Source organism: Leucobacter sp. NPDC058333, assembly GCF_042726155.1.
In the GTDB taxonomy this organism is placed as follows: Bacteria; Actinomycetota; Actinomycetes; order Actinomycetales; family Microbacteriaceae; genus Leucobacter.
Genome location: NZ_JBHXHV010000001.1, coordinates 187,400 through 206,755, shown reverse-complemented (window position 1 = coordinate 206,755; position 19,356 = coordinate 187,400). Strand labels below are relative to the sequence as shown.

Below are 19,356 nucleotides of genomic sequence, written 5' to 3'. Positions count from 1 at the left end.
TCAGGGCCTCAGCTCGAACGTGGTCGTGCCGATGGTGACGGGCGTGAACGGGGGAACCGGCAACGACTTGGTGACGCGGGTTCCGTCGAGCCGGGTGCCATTGGTGGAATCAAGATCGGTGAGGATCCACTCATCGCCCGTGCGTGCCAGGCGTGCGTGGTAAGTGGACGTGTACTCGTCAACAATCACGAGGGTCGAATCGCTGCTGCGGCCGATCGTGACGAGGTCGTCGTCGAGAACGATTGACGTGCCGGCCGCGACGCCCGATGTGATCACGAGGTGCCGCGCTGCGCCCCCGCCAGCCGAGGGAAGTGCACCGCCGCTCGGGGTGATGGCGGGGCCGGAAGCAGATTGCGACGCAGCCTGCGCTGCCGCAATGGACTGGGCTGCCGCCGCATTGGACGGCGCCGGCGCGGCCTGCGGCGTGACCGCCTGCACTGACGGCGACGAGGCATCGCCCTTCATGCGGCGCACCGGGGCGCCGAACAGATCGCTGCGCAGTGCGTAGACGATGGCAAAAATAAAGATCCACAGCACCAGCAAGAAGCCAATGCGCAGAATCAGGAGGGTGAGTTCGCTCACAGGCCTCTCCAGAAGTCTTCGTCGATGCCGGGCGCCGCGTCGGAAGCGGGGCCCGGGTTCGAGGTGCGCGGGGCCGACGATGGGCCCGCGCTGGGCGGTGTGACCGGGAAATCTGCGGGGACCGGGGCGGCCGGGGGTGCCGTTTTGCGGGCTGTGGGCTTGGGCTTGGGAGCAGCCTGCTGCGGTGCCGCGGGGCTCTGCGGTGCGGGGCGTTGTGCTGCGGAGGAGGGTCGTTGCGCGGCAACTGAATCTCGACCGGGTACGAGCTGGAATTGCAGGCTCGTCTGTCCGATCGTGATGATCGTGCCGGGGGAGAGGGCGGCTTCGCGGAAGCGCTGCCCGTTGATCTTCGAACCGTTCGTTGACCCGAGATCGCGCGCGATGCCAGCAGCGCCGTCCCAGATCAGCTCAAGGTGCCGACGTGACGCGGCATTGTCGGTGATGCGAATGCCGCAGTCGCTGCCGCGGCCAACGGTGGTCGTGCCGCGAGCGAGCTCGTGCCGCGTGCCATCGACATCGACGGCCGCTACCCAGTCGACAGCGCCTTCGACACGTGAGGCGTCGACCTGCAGCACACCGACGGTGATTGAGCTGTCGCGACGAATTTCGACGTCGGGCTCACCAAGCAGTTGGTAGCTCTGACGCTTTGCGTGCTTCACGATCACGCCGCGCAACTCCTGTTCGAGGGTGGCGCCAAGCTGATGCAAGCGATCCGCGTCTTTCTCGGACACGCGGACGACGAACCTGTTGGGCGCGAGCACGCGGTCACGGTCGACGATCACCGCGCCGATATCGAGCTCACGCTTCAACGCGGAGGCGATCTCGACTGGCTGCACACCGGAGCGGAACGTCCGAGCGAACGCGCCATTCACGGCACGCTCAAGCCCGCGCTCGACGCTGTCCAGTATGCCCACGTATCGTTCCGTTCCTGTCGCAGCCGCGGGCGACACCCGCGGCGGTTTGCTTTAGTTTAGCCCGCTTTGGTGAGTCGGGCCTCGGCTGCTAAGCTAGGGGAGTTGTCTGAGTGGTAGCGCTCAGGAACGACTCGCGCGAGTGGCGGAATGGCAGACGCGCTGGCTTCAGGTGCCAGTGCCCGCAAGGGCGTGGGGGTTCAAGTCCCCCCTCGCGCACGAGATTCAGTAGGGCCCGAGATCGGTAACGATTTCGGGCCCTACTGCGTTGTGTGGCGTTGTTACGGCCGATCGGTGCGCGCGTGCGTGTGCCTGCGAACCCGGCACCCCCGCGAGCGGGGCACCCCGCGAGCGGGGTAACTTGTCGCGCGTGTTGCGTTCGCAACACGCGGCGAAACTTACCCCGCTCGCAGGGGTGTGGGACAGGAGTGTGGGACGAGTCTGGCCTAGGCCTTGAAGGGGTGTCCGCTGCCCTGGACCGGATCGGGCAGGCCGTGCTTGCGTCGCAGGAGTCTCGCGTGGACGGCACTTGTGAGCACTATTGCGCTGGCTAGCCAAACGGTGCCGTAGACCACAAGTCCTACGACGAACACGCCCCCATCGTTCTTGCTAGAGCCCATCATCGCGATGATGAGAATAACTAGAATCGCCGACTCGATGGCTACCAACGCACTGATCCCGCTCACGGAGTACACGGCCCGAGAAGTGCTGCTCTCGCTCCAGGCCGGGCCCGCCTCTGCTCGTGTATAAATCCGGAGCTCGCCATCGGTGACGCCGCGAAGCGCCTTGACCCGCTCTCCTTGTGCGCGTCGAGCGGACGCTTCGTCGAGGACGGCCTGATCCGCCGTTTGTTGAGGAGTGAGGCGAGTGCGGAAATCGGGCCGTTCAGTCGGTCGCGCGTTGGCCGGGTCTCTCGGAGGTCGGAAGAGCGGGATGGCAACTACGCCGCTGAACACGCGTCGTCCCGAGCGCGCTGTCCCCGCGATGGTCACACCGAGGTGCGCGATACACAGGGCAACGTACCCGATGACTCCCCACCCCAGCGGGAGGAAGCTGCGGGTGAGGTCGGCGATTCCCATCGCGAGCATATACGCCACGATTGCTACGGTTCCAACGACGACCGTTAGGCCCCAGTTCGCAGCATTTCGGGCGTTCTCAGCGGCCTGCGGCGGTCCCTTGCGGGCTGTCGCGGGGTAGACGCACATCATGACGAAGCCAGCGACCAGGGTGTTCACGATCGGTACGGGGAGGCAAGCGAGGAAGCCCATCGCCCAAGACAGTCGACCAGTGCGAGCTGATGAGCTCGGCTTAGGGACGGGCGAGAGATGCTGTGAGCTGTCTCTCTGTGAGATCGTCATGGGTGAAGTATGCCAACAAATGAAGTTGAGCTGCCGCCGGTGCCTGACTGTGTTGTGGTGACGGCCAGGGCACCATATGTCAGAGCGAAGGCGGACGAGTAGCATCGGACTCGCCAGGGTCCGAGTGGATGGTCACGATCTGTGTGGGTGGTGAAACAACGCCACCGTCTGCGATTTGGGATGGTTGAGGAGCGGGTATGGGTCTGTTTTCACGGTCAAAGAAGATGCAGCCGGCAAGCGGATCGGCGTCGCCTGTTCGGGGTGACCTGGTTGTGCCGCTGATGGCGGGATCGGAGTGGCTAGAGGCGAATGAGACCCTGCTCGCTCAGACTCCGGGCTTCCCGCCCGAGGAATTCCCCGCCTCTTTCACGGTAGTAGAGGGGCTGCACGTGTGGTTCGCGGTTGACCCCGGCCACATCTGGGAAGCGGTCAGAAAGCGCGACGTCGAGACGTTTGGTGGGCCTGAAGCTCTTCAGGCGGCGGCGGTCGGGAATCTGCGCCTGCGAGGAAATATCAGCGTGATGGGTAGGGACGGCCGTTATATCCTCACGGTGCCTGACGAGGAGGACTTGAGCGCTTCACTTGTGTTGGATCCCGAGCGGTGGCGGCCCACGATCGACATCCCGGGAGACCTGATCGTCGCCGTCCCCCGTCGAACGAGCGTCTACCTGTGTAGTGCTGATGACCCCGATGCTGTGGCCGAACTCTCCGCCCGAGCCGAAGACGTGTTCCAGGCGGGAGCCGGGAAGCCAGTCACTCCGGCGCTGTACCGTCTCAGCGGGACGGTCCTGTCACTCCACTCGTAATTGTCGCTGGTCTCGCCTGATCCATCGCTTGTTGGGGAGTGAGGCGCGGCGGAAGTCGGGTTCAGCGCGGCGACGATGCCAACGACCACTCGCCGTTCGGCCGGTCACCCGAATAGGGGGATACGCTGCGATCATGGCTGAGCGGAAGAATACGGAGAGTCTGCGGTACGCGCGGGCGGTCGCCAAAACGGGTTCGTTCAGTGCTGCGGCGCGCGCCTACGGCGTGACTCAACCCGCCCTGTCGAACGGGATCGCACGGCTCGAGGAGACCTTGGAAGAACGGCTTTTCGAGCGGTCTCCCCGTGGAGTCACCCTCACCCCGTTCGGCAGGCACATGCTTCCGCACATCGAAAGCGCGATCCAAAGTCTCGATAACGTGTCGGCGGAGGCGCGGCGTTGGACGAAACCGACGGGTGGGGCGATCCGGATGGGGGTGTCCCCACTCATCAGCCCGAAGCTCATCGCTCAGGCTTACAACGCCGTCTGCTGCCTTGAATCGGTAGCTAAACCGCGGGACCTCGTGCTGCGGGAGGCGAACCTTTCTGAGCTGCAGGACGCACTGGTCTCCGATGATCTCGATCTCATCGTGATCCCCTCTGTCGGCCCGCTACCCCGCTACGAGCACCGAGCTATCGACTCCGAACAGGTCGTGTTCGTGGAAGCGAACGCGGAGACGAGCGACCCGATCGAGTTGCAGGAGCTCGCCAATCGCCAGCTGATCCTCGTGCCCGACACTTGCGGGCTCACCACCTTCACACGCGATCTTCTGGCTTCTCGCGACCTGCCGATGCATGCCTATCCCGGCGAAGCGGCGAGCTATCGGGTGCTCGAAGAATGGTCGACACTCGGACTCGGGGCGGCGCTGCTCCCCATCTCACGCGTCAGCGAGAGAGGGTACCGACCGGTTGTCAATGACGGGATGGAGGTGGAGATCTTCTACGAGGCCGTCTGGAACCCCACCTCTGGTCTGGGCGTTGAGCTTGACGCCCTCGTCAGGATGTTGCAACACGAGTCCGTGTAGCGGCGCATTCGCGGAGTTTATGGCCTCATTCATCGGACGCACCTACCGCGATTCCCGGGCTCTCCTTAGCTTGGTGAAGTGCAGGCAACGTGCCGCCACCGACTGAAGGAGCTCACATGGCCAACCTCGAGACCACCCCGCGTGAGGGGAAATCGAACATGGAGAATCAGGCATTCGATTTCACCGGACAGAAGCTGATCGTCGTTGGCGGGAGCAGTGGCATGGGCTCCGCCGCGGCTGAACTCGTGGCAGCAGCCGGCGGCGAGGTAGTGGTCATCGCCCGCAATACGGCGAAGCTCGCCGCGGCGCAGGAGGCTCTGACGAAGACCGGGGCGACCGTTCACACGATCGCAGTGGATCTCAATGACTTCGCGGCCGTCGAAGGTGTCCGGCATGAACTGTCGAGCCAGCACGCCGATGCGTCGCTGCTGGTGAATGCCGCGGGCGTCTTTGTTCCCAAGCCCTTTCTCAAGCACTTGGTGAGCGACTACGACTCGTATCTGGACCTTAGTCGTTCGACATTCTTTATTACGCAGACCGTGGCCGCGAACATGGTCGATGCTGGAGTCACGGGGTCGATCGTGAACCTTGGCTCGATGTGGGCCCACCAGGCGATCGCGGCAACGCCTTCATCGGCCTACTCGATGGCGAAGGCTGGTCTGCATGCGCTGACCCAGCACCTCGCGATCGAGCTCGCCCCGCATGGCATTCGGGCGAACGCCATCGCGCCCGCGGTCGTGCGAACCCCGATCTACGAGGGTTTCATCCCTAAAGATGATGTCGCCGAAGCAATCAGCGGGTTCAACTCGTTCCACCCGATCGGGCGGGTGGGGACACCCGAGGAAATTGCTGAGATTACGGCGTTCCTGCTGTCGGGCAGGGCCGGTTGGGTGACCGGAGCGATCTGGGACGCCGACGGCGGGGTGATGGCGGGACGCCACTGACGCCTTGGAGCGAACGCATTCGAAACAGGCAGGGTGCGCGCGTTCCCCCAAGGTGCGTTCAACCCCTTGTGATGAAAACGACCGTCCCTGGGGACGCGAACTTGAGGGTGACGCCTTTAGCCATTACCTTGACGGGGCCGCTTGAAGGGGTGATCGATCCAATTCGGTCACCGGCAAACGCTTTAGTGACTCCGCTCAGGTTGACTGAGCGAGTTCCTGAGCCCGCAAATCCATTGGGGTTCTTGTTGGTCAGGCACATTGACGTGCTGCTGCAACCCGGCCCAACGACAGTAATCGCTCGCCCCAATGGTCCTGGCTTTGGAGCGATAGAGATCGCGGCAAGGTCCACCCCCGATTCGAGGTCGTACAGAACGGTGGCGTTGCCTAGATCAACCAGGGAATCAATCTCTGCTTGAGTTTGTGTCCCCTGAAGGTCTGATAGTGCAGCATCGATGGCCGCCTCTCCGGCAGGCGAGGAAGTGGTGACACCTGGGCCAAGTTCGATAATGCCCTCGTTCTGCTCCGTAGTCGCGTTCGCCACTGCGGGCAGGCCCAACAACGCGAGAGAAAACACGCCAGCGGCGACAATTCGTAGACTTGCAGACCATTTCGACTTCGTCATGGGATGGCGCCTCTCGTGAACTAATACCTATCGAAGCCCCACTTAACAGTGCGGCTTCGCCCGGCAAGAAGTGCCGATATGCCAGCCTAACAATTAATTCGTTGATCAACTTATAAAAACACATTGTTTTCATAAAGTTTATCCTCGCAACCCTCAACGGGCCCTTGCGAACGCTACGAATTGAATCTCATGCGGAAAGAAATTCGGAGGGACGTAGTCGATTTGGTTAACGCGTACTCACGCGGCCGGATCGGGCTCCGGCTTCATCCAGAACGGTGAGTAGTGGTACCCATCGGGGTCATCGAACTGCCGCTGGTACATGAAAGGGTAGTCGTCGGTGTCACCGATCCGTCCGCCCGTGGCACCTGCTCGCTCCGTGAGTTCGTCAACCGCCTCACGGCTACCGAGATCGAACGAGACCGTGACTTTTGAGGGCGTCTCTGGCCCACCGATCAGCTCTTCGACACCACCGACACTGGCATACATCTCCCGGCTTCCGAGCATGACGTACTGGTCGGGCGCGATCTCGAAGCACGACACGCTGTCATTGGACATCTCTGCGTTGAGTGTCCAGCCCAGGGCGTTGTAAAAGGCGGTCGCGCGCTCGACGCTCTCGACAGGGCAGGTGATGAAGAGGCTCATTCCGTCATACTTCCAAACCACGAGTACATCCGTCAACGGCGCTATTCCGCGTCGGGTGCTGCCGGCGTCGGCTGACGTACACTGGCAGTCGGAGCACTGGGGTTCCGACGAACGACGACGGAGTCGGGGTGACGCATGATCACGTGCCGCACGGCAGACATTGATGAAGCCGTCTCGGCCGTCGCGCGGGTGTATTGCGATCACACGCTTCGCGTCGTTCCCCAGTCGAGCATCGCATCGGGCCCGGTTGCTATGCGCCTGCGCGCGACGGACGGCATGGGGGCTGGGCTCGTTTCCCTCGCCTACGGTGCTGACGTCGAAGTCGATCCGGGTGAACTCCAGGGGATGACGCTCGTCAAACACGCGGTGAGTGGTCGAGCGAACGTTCGTCAGGCGCGGGAAACAAGTGTGCTTCGTGCGGGGCGCACGCTGATCGTCTCCGGCAACCGCCCGACCCGATATGAGTACGACCGGGCGTTCGCCCAGATCTCGCTTCGCCTCGATCCCGCCATGATCACTACGCGGTTTGGCGAGGTGGTGGGGGCGCAGCTCGAGTCCGAAGTGCGTTTCGAGCTGCGGCCATTGCCGTCGGAGGTCGAATCGGCGTGGTCTCAGATCATTCACCTGGCGGTGCGCGACGACGTGCTCCCCGCCGCATCCACCGACCATCTGGGGAAAATCGGGCTCGATTTGCTGCTGCAGCGGGTTGCACACAATCACTCGGGTCTGCTCTCGCAGGAAGTCGCGCCGAGCCGGACGATGCTCTCGCGTGCGCTCGACACGATCGACGCCATTCCAGACTATGAGGTGCCCACGGCCGGCGATATCGCTGCGCGCATGGGAGTGAGCCTGCGTACGATCGAACGGTTGTTCCGGGAAGAAGCAGGCATGAGCCCGACGCGATACTTGCGAAATCGGCGACTCGATCGCGTGCGCGCGCATCTGGAGACCGGTCCAGAGGGCATCCTGGTCGCCGATGCCGCTGCCGCCCAAGGTTTCTACCACGCGGGCCGCTTCGCGCAACAGTATCGAGAGCGCTTCGGAGAGACACCCTCGACCACGGCGCAGCGCGCCGCACGGTGAGTGTCGCGTTCGGGATAGCCGCGTCGGATATGGCATAGCGGCTGCGAGTAATCGACGGGACGATGGCAGACAGACCGGTCCGCCAACGGAGGAGAGACCCGCGATGAAGCTTTCGCCATCCGCTCACGTCGATACGTTCACTCGGGATTCGCTGCCACCGTTCGAGCAGTGGCCGATGCTCGAGTTCACGATCCCGGAGGTGCAGTACCGGGAACGGCTGAACGCAGGCACCGAACTCGTCGATCGCACGATCGCCGAGCACGGCGGGGATCGGCCGGCGATCTTTACGGGCATCGGGAGTAGCTGGAGCTATGCCGAACTACAGCGCCGGGCGAACCAGTTCGCGCGGGTGCTGACCGAGGACTTTGGGGTTGTGCCCGGCAACCGCGTGATGCTGCGCATGCTGAACGGACCGTGGGCGGTCGCGTGCTGGCTCGGTGTCTTGAAGGCCGGTGCAGTGGTGGTCACCACCATGGTTGCGTGGCGTAAGAAGGAGATTGGGCAGGTGGCTGAGCGAGTGCGCCCGACCGTACTCGTCGCCGACCATCGCGGCCTCGACGACGTTGAAGCCGCTCGAATCGACGGGCTGCTCGCAGGGGTGCGAGTAATCGTGGCGGGCGGCGGCGACGACGAACTGCAGCGGGCGTGCGAGGCGAAGCCCGGTGACTTCACGGCGGTCGATACGGCCGCCGATGACGTGGCGTTGCTCGGCACGACGAGCGGCACGACGGGCGTGCCCAAGGTCACCATGCACTTCCACCGCGACATTCTTGCGAACGCCGACACGTTTGGGAAGCGGGTGCTCCATCTCTCCGAGCACGACGTGAGCGCGACCACGGCACCGCTCGCCTTCACCTTTGGGCTCGGCGGTGCCGTCGTCTTCCCGTTGCGCACGGGCGGTGCCGCCGTGATCCTCGAACGGGCAACGCCCATCGAGCTCGCGAAGCTCATTGAGCCGCTCGGGATCACAGTGCTCTACACCGCGCCCACCGGGTACCGAGGAGCGGTCAAAGAGGGCCTCGCTGACGAACTGCGCAAGTTGCGGCTCGGCGTTTCTGCGGGCGAACACCTGTCGCGGGAGACATTCGACGACGTCGAGGCCGCGAGTGGACTGCGTCTGGTCGACGGAATCGGGTCGACCGAGATGCTGCACGTGTTTATCTCAGCCTCCGGTGGCGACGTGCGACCGGGCGCCACGGGTCGCGCGGTTCCTGGCTACCGGGCGACGGTGGTCGGTGATGACGGCGAGTCGGTCCCAGCCGGAGTGCCCGGGCGGCTCGCCGTTATCGGCCCGACCGGCTGCCGCTATCTGAACGACGAGCGTCAGGCGAACTACGTGCAGAACGGGTGGAACATTACCGGCGACACGTTCGTCATGGACGAGGACGGCTACTTCACGTTCTACGCGCGTACCGATTCCATGATCGTCACGGCGGGGTACAACGTGGGTGCCTCAGAGGTGGAAGAGGCCGTCACCTCGCACCCCGACGTGCTCGAGTGCGCCGTCGTCGCTCGCCCCGACCCGACGCGCGGCACGATCGTCAACGCCTTCGTGGTGCCGCGCGCGGGCATCGAAGACTCGGATGCGCTGCGCGTTGAGATCCTCGACACAGTGAAGGAGGGGCTCGCTATCTATAAGTGCCCGCGCCGCATCGACTTTGTGTCGGAGTTGCCGCGTAACCCAAGCGGGAAGGTGCAGCACTTTGTGCTCCGTGAACGGGCAGAGGCCGAGGCGGCGGCAGAGGTTGCGGCGCGGCGCGCGCAGTAGTTTGGCGACGCGCGATCGTAGTATGGGTGGTGATTGCCTCGATCACTATGTGGTCTGTACCCGCGAAGAAGCAGTAGGAACCCATTAATTGGAGGTCCATGTGATTGGTTACGCCGACGTGCAGAATCTCGAGGGTGAGCGACGCGAACTCGTGCAGTCACTCTACGAGCGCAGAGACATGCTGTGGTCGATGCCCAGTGATTTCGGCAAGATCGAGGCCATGGAGCAGTTCATCGCTGACTGCGAACGCGTAGGTCTCGCGCCGCTTATCGCTAGCGGCCTCTTCGAGCTGCACATGACATTGAGTAGCGGTGCCCTGGAACGCGAAGCGCTGACGGCATTTGTGCGCCTCATGCGCCACATCGACCGGTACGGCGACTTTGTCAATCCGCGCAACGTCGTCACGATGTTGAACGCTGTCGCAACCAGCACCCTGTCGATCCTGGAGGATCCGACTATCTCCCTCGCGCAACTCGAACGGGTGATTGACCTCGTCGAGAAGCAGGTGCGCACTCGAGGCACCGATCCTGTTGGTGTCATGGTCGCCAGGGCAGCGGTGGCTGCTGCTCGTGGCGATACCCGACAGACTGCGCAATGGGTGGAACGCTGGCGGGCAGAACCCAGCGAGGAGTGGCGTGCCGATGACCTGTCAGTGATCCCCATCGAAATGCCGCTGATTGCGAGTTTCGACCTGCGGCGCGCAATCGAAACAACGGAACAGCGGTTGCGCATGGTGGGCATCGATCGTGACAGGCTGAGTGCGGACCAGCTCAATGACGCTGTTCCGTTGCTCGCGATGTTGGCGTTCTTCCGGCTTCGCGCCGGCGATATTGACGAGGCGCGAAGGATTGCGGACCAATTGCTTGAAGGGGTCGGAATAGACGTCCTCGCGCGATCGGTGTCTCCCGACTACCTCATTCCCATCCTGGAGCATCGCGCCGATGCTGCGCTCGTAGTCGTCGATGACGTGCTTCGGAACCTTGCTTTGGATCTGAACAACTTCGAAGCGCTCGCTGCGTTGGCGCGTAATCGCTTGCTCGCCGATCCGAACGAGGAAGAAGCGCGTCTCCTGCGAGCCTTGGCCGAAGCCGCAGCCGCAGCGTATGACGAGCGCGGGGGTACCGACGTACAGCGCAGAGAGCTCGACTCCTTCTGGTGGGCGGGAGTGGAAGCGACACCGGATCCCGTCATCGACCAAGAGACCTGGGGAGACGTTCAGGCGCGCGCGCTGCGGATCCTGAGCGCGGGTTGGCTCCGCCGAAACGGACCTGTCCGCGAGGATCGCATCCCTATTGCCCTCCAAGATCAATACTCCGAACTGTTTGGGCGGTTCCGGGAACTGCTCTCGACGGAAACGATGGCGGACACAGACGAACTCGCCGCCGAATTGGAGGTGGAGGGAGAAGCGCTACGCTGCCTCACCACCCGATTCTGTGTACCACTCTTCCATTCGCTGCAGTCGTCTCAGCTTGGGGCGAACGGAAAGGTCGTCGACCTGTATCAGCGTGCTCAACGCGTGATCGCCGACGACCCAACAGCCGTAAGTGCGAGTTATCGCGCCTACGGCCCGCCGACCTTTTTGCTCGCCGTTCTTGACGGTATCGCCACGCCAAGTGTGCCGTGGTCACAGATCGAAGAGCTTATTGATGCAGAGGATCGTATTCGTGAGTGGATGGGCGGAACGAACGCACGCATTCATTTTGCGCGAGCAGAAATTGCCGCCCATGTGGGCGATCACGAGGTATTGCGCGAGGAACTCGCGTCAATGCAGAAGAGTCTTCAGGCAGGCCAGGAACCATTCGATCGCACCATCTTGGATCTCGTAGCCATCGGGCAAGCGGCGATACCGCTGCCTGAGATCGCGCGGGAGACAGCGCGACGGGTCGCTGAGGAAGGTACAGAAGCGCAGCAACGGGGGGCGATCGGATGGCTGTGCTGGATGGACGTGCGCGACGGCGTGCACTCCGGAGCAGAGAAGCTCGCCGATCTGCTCGACTCAGTCGACGGCGACCCTGACGAACTCGAGCAGCTGCCCGGGTGGGCGCTGCTTGAGGGGCTCGCCGAAACGGACAGGGATCTTCTCCCGGTTGTCGAGTCGCTACTTGCAGGGGCCACTGAGGGCGATTGCACAGAGGTCGAACTCTTCGCCGCCGCCAGTCGAGTGCTCCAAGACCGGGCCCCTCATGACCCTCGCGGGCCCGAGCTGCGGGCAATGGTGGAGGGCGTCGGGCGCGACCTCGACGACAGAAATGGCAACGCGAAATGGAGTTCGCATCTGCACAATCGCTGGCTGCGCAGTGACCGCGCGTTCGGAGCTCGAGATTGAATGACGTGACCGGGGAAAACTTCCGCGTAGATCTGCGCGGACTCGTCGACATTCTCTCGCATCATCTGTATTCGAGTCCGAGGGTGTATCTGCGTGAACTCATTCAGAATGCGCGCGATGCAATCATCGCGCGCCACGAGTTCGAGCCGGAGTCACCGGAGGAAATCACGATTGAGGTCGTTGAAGCCTCAGGTGAGCTGATCGTGCGTGATCAGGGCGTCGGCCTCACTGAAGAGGAGATGCGAGCCGTCTTGGCAACGATCGGCGCTTCAAGCAAGCGCGAAGACTTCGCACGGACGCGACGTCAGTACCTTGGCCAGTTCGGCATTGGGCTGTTGTCTTGCTTTCTCATTGCCGACAGTATCGAGGTGCGCTCTCGCAGTGCGCGTCGAGCCGATGCCCTCACAATCAGTTGGGTCGGAAACGCGGACGGCACATTCTCAATTCGGCAAGCCGACGAACCGCTGCCAAGCCCGGGGACTGAGGTGCGACTGCAGGCTCGGCCTGATGATCGGGAATGGGTACACCCGCACCGGGTCCGGCTGCTGGCTGAGCGATTCGCAAGCCTTCTCGATTTACCCGTTTCGCTCAATCGCGGCCCGGTCTTGCCCGCTGAGATCGTCAGCCAGCAGACGCCGCCGTGGAGCGGAAGCACCGCGGAAATGGAGGAGTGGGCGCACCGCGAGTTCGGCTACCGACCGCTCGCAATGCTGCCAGTTTTCGTGCCGAGCGCGGGCGTACGAGGAATCGCGTTTATCGCTGACAACCCGGGCCAGGTCGGGAGCCGTCGGGGGGACACCGTGTACTCGCGAGGCATGTTCGTCACTGACAGCAGCGTGCAGCTGGTGCCATCGTGGGCGTATTTTGTTCGGCTTGCTGTTGAAGCGGGTGATCTTCCCCTGACCGCATCCCGCGAAGCCCTGCAAGAATCCGCCGTAATTGAAGCGGTAAAGGAGCAAATCGGCGGCCAGATCCGGGAAGGAATCGAGCGATTCGCTGAAAGAGACCCGGCCGGTTTCGCGAGATTTCTCAACATACATTCCAAGGGCCTCATGGCCATGGCCGTTAGCGACGACGAAATGCTCGAACTTGTGGTGCGAAGCGTCACCTGGGAGACCAACGAGGGCGAGCAGACTCTTGCGCGTATGCAACGCGATACGGAGTCATTGCTGTATACGACTTCAATGGCTGACTTTACGGCGTTCGGCCCGCTGCTTTCAGCTCGCGGAACACTTCTCATCAACGCCTCTTATGTGTACGGCAGAGAGATACTCAGGCGCCACACCGAACGGCCTCGTCAGGGCGCGCGCCTGCAGCCCTTCGACTCGCGGCGGTTTATCGACCAGTTGCCGAAGCCGCTCGATGGTGTATTCGCGCAGGCGCTTGAAACCCAAGCACGTCCCGTGCTGGAGCGACTGGGTGTCTCACTCGACCTCCGCGAGTTTGCCCCGGTTACAGTGCCTGTCGTGTTCATCGATGCCAGCGGCGGCGAGCCACTGGAGGCACTCGACGATGATGCCGCTGATCCATGGGCTGATTTCCTCAGTGAGCTCGGAGAGACCACAGATCGCGATGCAGCGGAGGGACCGCGATTGGTCATAAACGTCGCAAGCACGGCCGTCCGCGCACTCGATCGGTTGACGGATACCTACGTGCGTGACGAAGCGATCACCGGCCTGTACGTGATTGGCAGACTCTTTGCGGGAGAACGACTCGCGCCGCAAGACACGGTGCTGCTGAACCGCGCCATGCAGTCCCTGATCACCGCCGCGGGCGCATAGACCGACGCTCAGGCCCGCTCTCGATCTGGGCCGCAATAGTCCCTTTCGCCGAGACCTAAGCCAGATACTCCTGAAGTGCGCTCAGCAGCTCCTCGCTCGTGTGTTGCTCTTGGTCGAGGTTCTCCTGCAGGAGTTTTGCCGCACCGCTCGCGCCGAGGGTGGTCGCTTGCAGAATTAGCCCGGAGTAGGCAGCGATCTCGAAGTGCTCGTTTCCGAGTGCACTCATGAGGGCGATCTGGTTGTGGAGCTTGGGTTCTGCTTTTTCAAGCAGGGCAGCGGCCTGATTCTTGATGCCGGTGGTCGCCGGCGAGGGCGCACTTGACTCGTCGAATCCCAGTTCCTTGAAGACCTGAGTCAAATTGGCGATCTGCTCGCGGGTCTCGTCCGCGTGGTGGGAGAAGAGCTTTTTGATCTTCGCGTCCTTCGCAGCGGCGTGAAGCTCGTCGAGAGCTTCGAGCGAGTGCTGCTCCATCGTGAGCGCACTGCGGACCTGGTAATGGATAAGGTCTTCGGGCGTACTGATCTGCTGCTGGGCCATGTCTTTCACTCCCTAGTTCGGGTACTTGGAACTGACGTGGCACTCATTCTGAAAAGGTTCCGACCCGAGGTCCAGGGGCTTGCAGATGATGATGGTTTCGTGAGACTAGGCTTCCTCACCGCACAGCATCGAGTGCCTCGCGGAAGTTGATGAACTGCTCGTCGCGACGGATTACGGGTTCACGTTCCAACTGGCTCCGCACACCGCCATTTGGATCACCGGGCTTCTTTTGCACCTGTCTCGTGACCATCGCGACCGCGATCCGGTCGTCAGGAGCGTGCATGACTTCCAGCGACCAAGATCCTGGTTGGGCAGGGGAATTGTGGCTCGCGCTGAGCAGGGCAGTGAGCGCAGGATCGGTGGCGCTCGTCGCGTTTTCGATGACCGACCACACGAGATCGGGATCGACAGCAGCAAACGACACCGTGATCGCGTGGCTCATTTTTCCGCCCTGTGGCGTGCGCCAACGGCGAGACCACATGATAATTCCCGTGACGCCGAGACCAATAAAGACAACCGGCGCGATGATCATCCCGAGACCACCTCGCACACCGACACTCTCGCGGCCGCCCCGAACGAACGCTTCGGGATTCACGATCGCGGTGATCGCAATTGCGACGCCAACAGACATCACGATGATCCAGAAAATCGTTCGTCGCGGCGACCGCTCCGGCCGAAAAATATCGGGACGGGTCTTGAGGTAGTTCCCCATCCCCATGCCTACGTCGTGAATCAAAATGTTTGACACTGTGAGACTCCCATGCGTGTTGTCGTGCCCTCACAGTATCGGAGACCTTTCGTGAGAGCGCAGCGAACCACGGTGCTGTTATGCCTGGCGCGTATCAAAAATGTGAAAACAAAATTCCCCTGCATGGAAATCTCTAAAAATATCTGGATGCAGTCCGTCATTTTTGTGGTGCTCATCTTGTCTACATAGTTACGAGTGCATTCTCGAGCGCTCCACGAGAGGTGAAGTGGAAAATGGGCAAGAAGAAGATAGGCGCGGCTGTATTCGGCACAGTGATGGCTGCGGCGGCGGCCTGCTCGGCCGTGCCAACCGCCGCAATAGCCGCCGCGTCGCTCACGATTGAGAAGACCAGTTCCGTCGACAGCACCCTTGTGGGAGACACGGTCGAGTTCACGGTCACCATCAGCGGCCCGGCAGGCACCTATTTCAACGCTCAGGATCGCATCGCGGGGTACGCGGACAACACCGCTGCACCCGCGGTGACCGCTATCACCCCAGCGCCGGGATATAGCGCGATGTCAACGAGCATCAGCATGGACAACATCACGGTGAGCGGATATCTCGACGATTCGGGCATGTTCGTCTACACCTACTCGGTTCTCGTTGACGCGGTTGGTGACGCTGTGCTGGAGTCCGAAGGCTGCGTATACGGGCAGGTTCCGACGCGACCTACGCGACCTACGCGACCTACGGACCCTACCGTCGTGCCGCCCATTGAAGAGATTATGCCCTCCGTAAGTGGGGAGGAGACAGTTGTCGAATCGGCCGAAACAGAATCTGTCGCCGCCGAGTCAGATGAAACCGCGGACGTGCCGGTGCTCGCCTCTGAGGTGCAGGTCATGGACGCAATCGGGAACTGCTTCAACCACGAAGTAGCCATCACCGTCCCCGAGACGCCCGTCACACCCGAGAATCCCACTGAGCCTGAGGTTCCCGGCGGCACTGAGGTGCCCCAGGACCCGGAACAGCCCGCCGTGCAAACGCCGGAACAGCCAACCGTTCCTGCTCCGGCACCAGCCACTGCACCCGTCGTTGCGACAGGCGCGAAAACTGCCGCGCTCGCTCACACTGGCGCGGAAGACCACACCGCTGCCGCTGCCGGCGCCGCTGTCGGTCTGACCGCTGTGGGCGCGGGACTCATTGCTCTGCGTCGAAAGTTCCGCCAGAGCCAGATCTAACCACGTCATTTGCCGGAGCAGCGCCGTGGGCTCGCTGCTCCGGCACTCACCAACATCGCGGGAACTTCGGTGCCAGGTATTACCATGACGAACCAAAAAATTCTGATCAAGATCGTGTCCTATCGGGACCCCGAGCTCATAAAAACCATTGCCTCGGCTCTCGCCGCAGCAGACCACCCAGAACGGGTTGAGTTCGCGATTGTGAACCAGGTGGGGGATGAAACCCGAGATCAGCTCGCAATCTTTCACGCTGATCCGCGCTTCACTGTGACCGAAGTGCACTGGTCTCAATCCTTGGGTCTCGGTTGGGCGCGAAACATGTGCGACGCAATGTGGAGAGGGCAAGAATTCACACTCCAGCTTGACTCGCACATGCGATTTCTCCGCGGATGGGACAACCGCTTCATGAGTGATCTGGAACGCACCGACGACCCCAGGGGCGTCATCTCCTGCTACCCAGCCACGTACCACTTTGCGGCGGGCGCAGAGGTGTACAGCTCCACGATGCCTCACAAGATCATCGCGGCACACGTGGACGCTGAGGGCATCCCGTCGCTTCGAAGCGGCAGCAATGTTGCGCCGCTGGCACGAACGCTGATTGTCGCAGGGGGAATGCAGTTCAGTCGGGGAGAAGTCTGCATCGATGTACCCAATAACGACATCGTCTTTTACGGCGACGAGATGGCGCACTCTATTCGATTATTTTGCGCGGGCTACAACGTATATGCGCCATCGAAGGTCACCATCTTTCATCTATACGAGCGGCACAAGTGGATGCACGTCGAATACTGGTCGAAAAATCTGCAAGAAGACCCGATCCTGAGACCGCGCTTCCAAAGGCTCTACGACGCGAATATCGCGATATTGATGGACCTGCTTGACCTGGGGAACGATCGGCACCTGGGGTCGTCGCGTACCAAGCGCGAGTTCAACGCATTCTCTGAGGGCTTTCGCGACTGCGAAATTTTCGGACCTCACGACACACTCGCGAAATTAGCGGCCTCGTAATTGGGAATCATGCCCGGGGCACCGCTCACAGGTGCGCCAATTTTCAACGATCCATTTAACCAACGTTGCTAAATCAGTCGAGCGAAATTCATACACGATGAAGGAACGCGCTGGCCTCTCTGGGGCGTCAGATCGAGAGCTTTTGGAATTCGCCAAAGCCGGGTGCAGTGATGCGTTCGGTGAGCTCTGGAGGCGTCACTCACAAGCTGTCCTCGCGGCGACCCAGTCGTTTACCGGTCTCGACCCTGACGACGTGGCGCAGGAGGCCTTTCTGCGAGTCTTGAGCAAAATCAAGGGCGGCCAGGGCCCACAAACTGCATTTCGCGCCTACGTGATCATGACGGCGCGCAACGTCGCGATCAACATGTGGAGAAAACGAAGTACCGACGAGGTGGATGTCGCCGAGGATCACGTGTTTGAAGCTCTCGGATATACGCAGCAAGACATCGCTGGTGAGATTCTCTTCAACACGGCTGCGCTCTCGGTGTTTTCGTCTCTCCCCGCGCGATGGCAGGAAGTGCTGTGGTACTGCGAAGTCGAAGATCGGCCCGTTCATGAACTCAGCGCCCGGCTGGGAATCAGTGAGAACGCGACCTCGGCACTTCTTAAACGTGCTCGCGCCGGGTTTCGGAAGGCGTGGATCGCCTCGAACTCCTGAATTTCGCTCGCACGGAGCGGGTTAACCGCGTGCCGCGCCCTCTGCGCGACCTTCGGTTCCGTCGTCTCGCAGTTGCGCCCAGTGGCGCAAGCGCTCGGTGATGGACCGTTCGTAGCCGCCGGTCGTGGGCTCATAGTAGGTCTCGCGGGGGAGGCCATCCGGGAAGTAGTTCGCGCCCGAGAAACCTGTTTCTGTGTCGGGGTCGTACTGGTAGCCGTCGCCGTAGCCGAGGTCTTTCATCAGGCGAGTGGGCGCATTCAAAATGTGGGCCGGGGGCATCAACGATCCGGTTCGCTTCGCCGCGGCGCGCGCTCGGTTGAAGCCGCGATAGACACCGATCGATTTCGGTGCTGTCGCGAGATAGACGACCGCCTGGGCGATTGCGAGTTCTCCCTCGGGGGAGCCGAGGCGTTCGTAGACGTCCCAAGCGGCCAGTGCCTGCTGCACGGCGTGCGGGTCGGCCATACCGATATCTTCGGTCGCGAAGCGCGTGATCCGGCGCGCAATGAACAGCGGATCTTCGCCTCCACCCAGCATGCGTGCCAACCAGTACAGGGCGGCGTCGGGGTCTGAGCCGCGCATTGATTTGTGCAGTGCAGAGATGAGGTTGTAATGGCCCTCCTGCGACTTGTCGTACAGCGGTGCTCGCTTCTGCACTGCCGCGGCAAGAGTTGCCGGGTCGACGGGCGCGGGCAAGGCCTGCACCTGCTCGATCATGTTCAGTAGGTACCGGCCGTCACCGTCGGCCATCGCGATGAGCGCCTGCCGGGCGTCATCGGTCAGCGGGAGCGGGCGATCGAGCAGCGCCTCGGCGCGAGTGATGAGGGTGCCGAGCGCGGCGTCATCAAGCCGCTTCAGTACGAACACCTGGCAGCGCGAGAGCAGCGCGCCGTTGAGTTCGAAGCTGGGATTCTCGGTCGTCGCGCCGACGAGCACGATGGTGCCGTCTTCGACGTAGGGCAGGAAGGAGTCTTGCTGTGCGCGGTTGAATCGGTGAATCTCATCGACAAAGAGCAGTGTGCCCTGGCCAAGCTCGCGCCGGTGTTGCGCAGCCTTGAAGACCTTGCGCAGGTCGGCGACGCCAGAGAAGGTTGCCGACAGCGGTTCGAAGGCGAGGTTCGTTTGCTCGGCGAGCAGCCGCGCGATCGTCGTCTTGCCGCACCCGGGTGGGCCCCACAGCACCATCGAGACGAGCCGCTGCGCATCGACCATCCGACCGATCGGCGACTCGGCTGCGAGCAAATGCTCTTGCCCGACCACGTCGTGCAGAGTGCGCGGCCGAAGTCGGTCGGCGAGTGGCCGTGAGACGTCGTCGACCTCGAACAGGGACGGCTGCTCGGGCATGATGTTCCCCCTGAAATAGGCGGCCGAACGGGACCATC

The 19,356-nt window shown here is 62.3% G+C and carries 18 protein-coding genes and 1 tRNA gene; 11 read left to right on the top strand and 8 right to left on the bottom strand.

Translation table 11 applies throughout. From position 1 onward, the window contains the following. Together ACFWHR_RS00885 and ACFWHR_RS00880 are read right to left on the bottom strand one after the other, a co-directional pair. Positions 1–582: an FHA domain-containing protein gene (locus ACFWHR_RS00885; RefSeq protein ID WP_382446384.1), complete on the bottom strand. Its 582-nt coding sequence runs from the start codon at positions 580–582 to the stop codon at positions 1–3. Further along, on the bottom strand, positions 579–1,496 hold the full coding sequence (locus ACFWHR_RS00880) for an FhaA domain-containing protein (protein ID WP_382446383.1): 918 nt from the start codon (positions 1,494–1,496) through the stop codon (positions 579–581). Before ACFWHR_RS00880 ends, ACFWHR_RS00885 begins: the two co-directional genes overlap by 4 nt. Positions 1,497–1,629: 133 nt before the next feature. Between ACFWHR_RS00880 and ACFWHR_RS00875 the strand changes: the two genes are divergently transcribed. After that, a tRNA-Leu gene (locus tag ACFWHR_RS00875) sits at positions 1,630–1,712 on the top strand. Between the two features lie 227 nt (positions 1,713–1,939). Here the strand turns inward: ACFWHR_RS00875 and ACFWHR_RS00870 are convergent. Continuing rightward, positions 1,940–2,851, bottom strand: a complete 912-nt coding sequence (locus tag ACFWHR_RS00870) for a hypothetical protein (protein WP_382446382.1) — start codon at positions 2,849–2,851, stop codon at positions 1,940–1,942. Between the two features lie 197 nt (positions 2,852–3,048). Here ACFWHR_RS00870 and ACFWHR_RS00865 point away from each other — a divergent pair, with 197 nt between their 5' ends. The 3 genes from ACFWHR_RS00865 (at position 3,049) to ACFWHR_RS00855 (ending at position 5,622) form a co-directional block, all read left to right on the top strand. Then, entirely contained in the window at positions 3,049–3,657 is a 609-nt protein-coding gene (locus ACFWHR_RS00865) for a hypothetical protein (RefSeq protein WP_382446381.1), read from the top strand. 133 nt (positions 3,658–3,790) lie between these two features. Next, positions 3,791–4,678 (top strand): LysR family transcriptional regulator, encoded by an 888-nt coding sequence (locus ACFWHR_RS00860; protein WP_382446380.1) that lies wholly within the window; start codon positions 3,791–3,793, stop codon positions 4,676–4,678. 158 nt (positions 4,679–4,836) lie between these two features. Then, on the top strand, positions 4,837–5,622 hold the full coding sequence (locus ACFWHR_RS00855) for an SDR family NAD(P)-dependent oxidoreductase (RefSeq protein WP_382447735.1): 786 nt from the start codon (positions 4,837–4,839) through the stop codon (positions 5,620–5,622). A 58-nt stretch (positions 5,623–5,680) separates the two neighbouring features. On the opposite strand, the gene ACFWHR_RS00850 is transcribed toward ACFWHR_RS00855, so the two are convergent. Then, on the bottom strand, positions 5,681–6,244 hold the full coding sequence (locus ACFWHR_RS00850; RefSeq protein ID WP_382446379.1) for a hypothetical protein: 564 nt from the start codon (positions 6,242–6,244) through the stop codon (positions 5,681–5,683). Between the two features lie 237 nt (positions 6,245–6,481). After that, complete coding sequence (locus tag ACFWHR_RS00845) at positions 6,482–6,886, bottom strand: VOC family protein (RefSeq protein WP_382447734.1); 405 nt, start codon at positions 6,884–6,886, stop codon at positions 6,482–6,484. A gap of 135 nt (positions 6,887–7,021) precedes the next feature. On the opposite strand from ACFWHR_RS00845, the gene ACFWHR_RS00840 reads away from it, so the two are divergent. The 4 genes from ACFWHR_RS00840 to ACFWHR_RS00825 all read left to right on the top strand — a co-directional run bounded on the left by ACFWHR_RS00840 (position 7,022) and on the right by ACFWHR_RS00825 (position 13,844). Next, positions 7,022–7,969: an AraC family transcriptional regulator gene (locus tag ACFWHR_RS00840; RefSeq protein WP_382446378.1), complete on the top strand. Its 948-nt coding sequence runs from the start codon at positions 7,022–7,024 to the stop codon at positions 7,967–7,969. Between the two features lie 103 nt (positions 7,970–8,072). Next, the gene (locus tag ACFWHR_RS00835) at positions 8,073–9,737 is read left to right on the top strand and encodes an AMP-binding protein (protein WP_382446377.1); all 1,665 of its coding nucleotides are present in this window, start codon (positions 8,073–8,075) and stop codon (positions 9,735–9,737) included. Positions 9,738–9,825: 88 nt separating this feature from the next. Then, positions 9,826–12,063, top strand: coding sequence for a hypothetical protein (locus ACFWHR_RS00830; RefSeq protein WP_382446376.1), 2,238 nt, complete (start codon positions 9,826–9,828; stop codon positions 12,061–12,063). A 5-nt stretch (positions 12,064–12,068) separates the two neighbouring features. Next, positions 12,069–13,844, top strand: coding sequence for an HSP90 family protein (locus ACFWHR_RS00825; protein WP_382446375.1), 1,776 nt, complete (start codon positions 12,069–12,071; stop codon positions 13,842–13,844). A gap of 55 nt (positions 13,845–13,899) precedes the next feature. Here ACFWHR_RS00825 and ACFWHR_RS00820 read toward each other — a convergent pair whose 3' ends face one another. Further along, positions 13,900–14,382, bottom strand: a complete 483-nt coding sequence (locus tag ACFWHR_RS00820) for a ferritin-like domain-containing protein (protein WP_382446374.1) — start codon at positions 14,380–14,382, stop codon at positions 13,900–13,902. Between the two features lie 115 nt (positions 14,383–14,497). Next, a complete protein-coding gene (locus tag ACFWHR_RS00815; RefSeq protein WP_382446373.1) occupies positions 14,498–15,130 on the bottom strand; it encodes a hypothetical protein in 633 nt (210 codons plus the stop codon). A 233-nt stretch (positions 15,131–15,363) separates the two neighbouring features. Between ACFWHR_RS00815 and ACFWHR_RS00810 the strand changes: the two genes are divergently transcribed. The 3 genes from ACFWHR_RS00810 to ACFWHR_RS00800 all read left to right on the top strand — a co-directional run bounded on the left by ACFWHR_RS00810 (position 15,364) and on the right by ACFWHR_RS00800 (position 17,974). Then, positions 15,364–16,308, top strand: coding sequence for a hypothetical protein (locus ACFWHR_RS00810; RefSeq protein ID WP_382446372.1), 945 nt, complete (start codon positions 15,364–15,366; stop codon positions 16,306–16,308). A gap of 9 nt (positions 16,309–16,317) precedes the next feature. Further along, complete coding sequence (locus ACFWHR_RS00805) at positions 16,318–17,316, top strand: GlcNAc-transferase family protein (RefSeq protein ID WP_382446371.1); 999 nt, start codon at positions 16,318–16,320, stop codon at positions 17,314–17,316. Positions 17,317–17,413: 97 nt separating this feature from the next. Further along, positions 17,414–17,974: an RNA polymerase sigma factor gene (locus ACFWHR_RS00800; RefSeq protein ID WP_382446370.1), complete on the top strand. Its 561-nt coding sequence runs from the start codon at positions 17,414–17,416 to the stop codon at positions 17,972–17,974. 21 nt (positions 17,975–17,995) lie between these two features. On the opposite strand, the gene ACFWHR_RS00795 is transcribed toward ACFWHR_RS00800, so the two are convergent. Further along, positions 17,996–19,318, bottom strand: coding sequence for a replication-associated recombination protein A (locus ACFWHR_RS00795; protein WP_382446369.1), 1,323 nt, complete (start codon positions 19,316–19,318; stop codon positions 17,996–17,998). Positions 19,319–19,356: the final 38 nt, after the last annotated feature.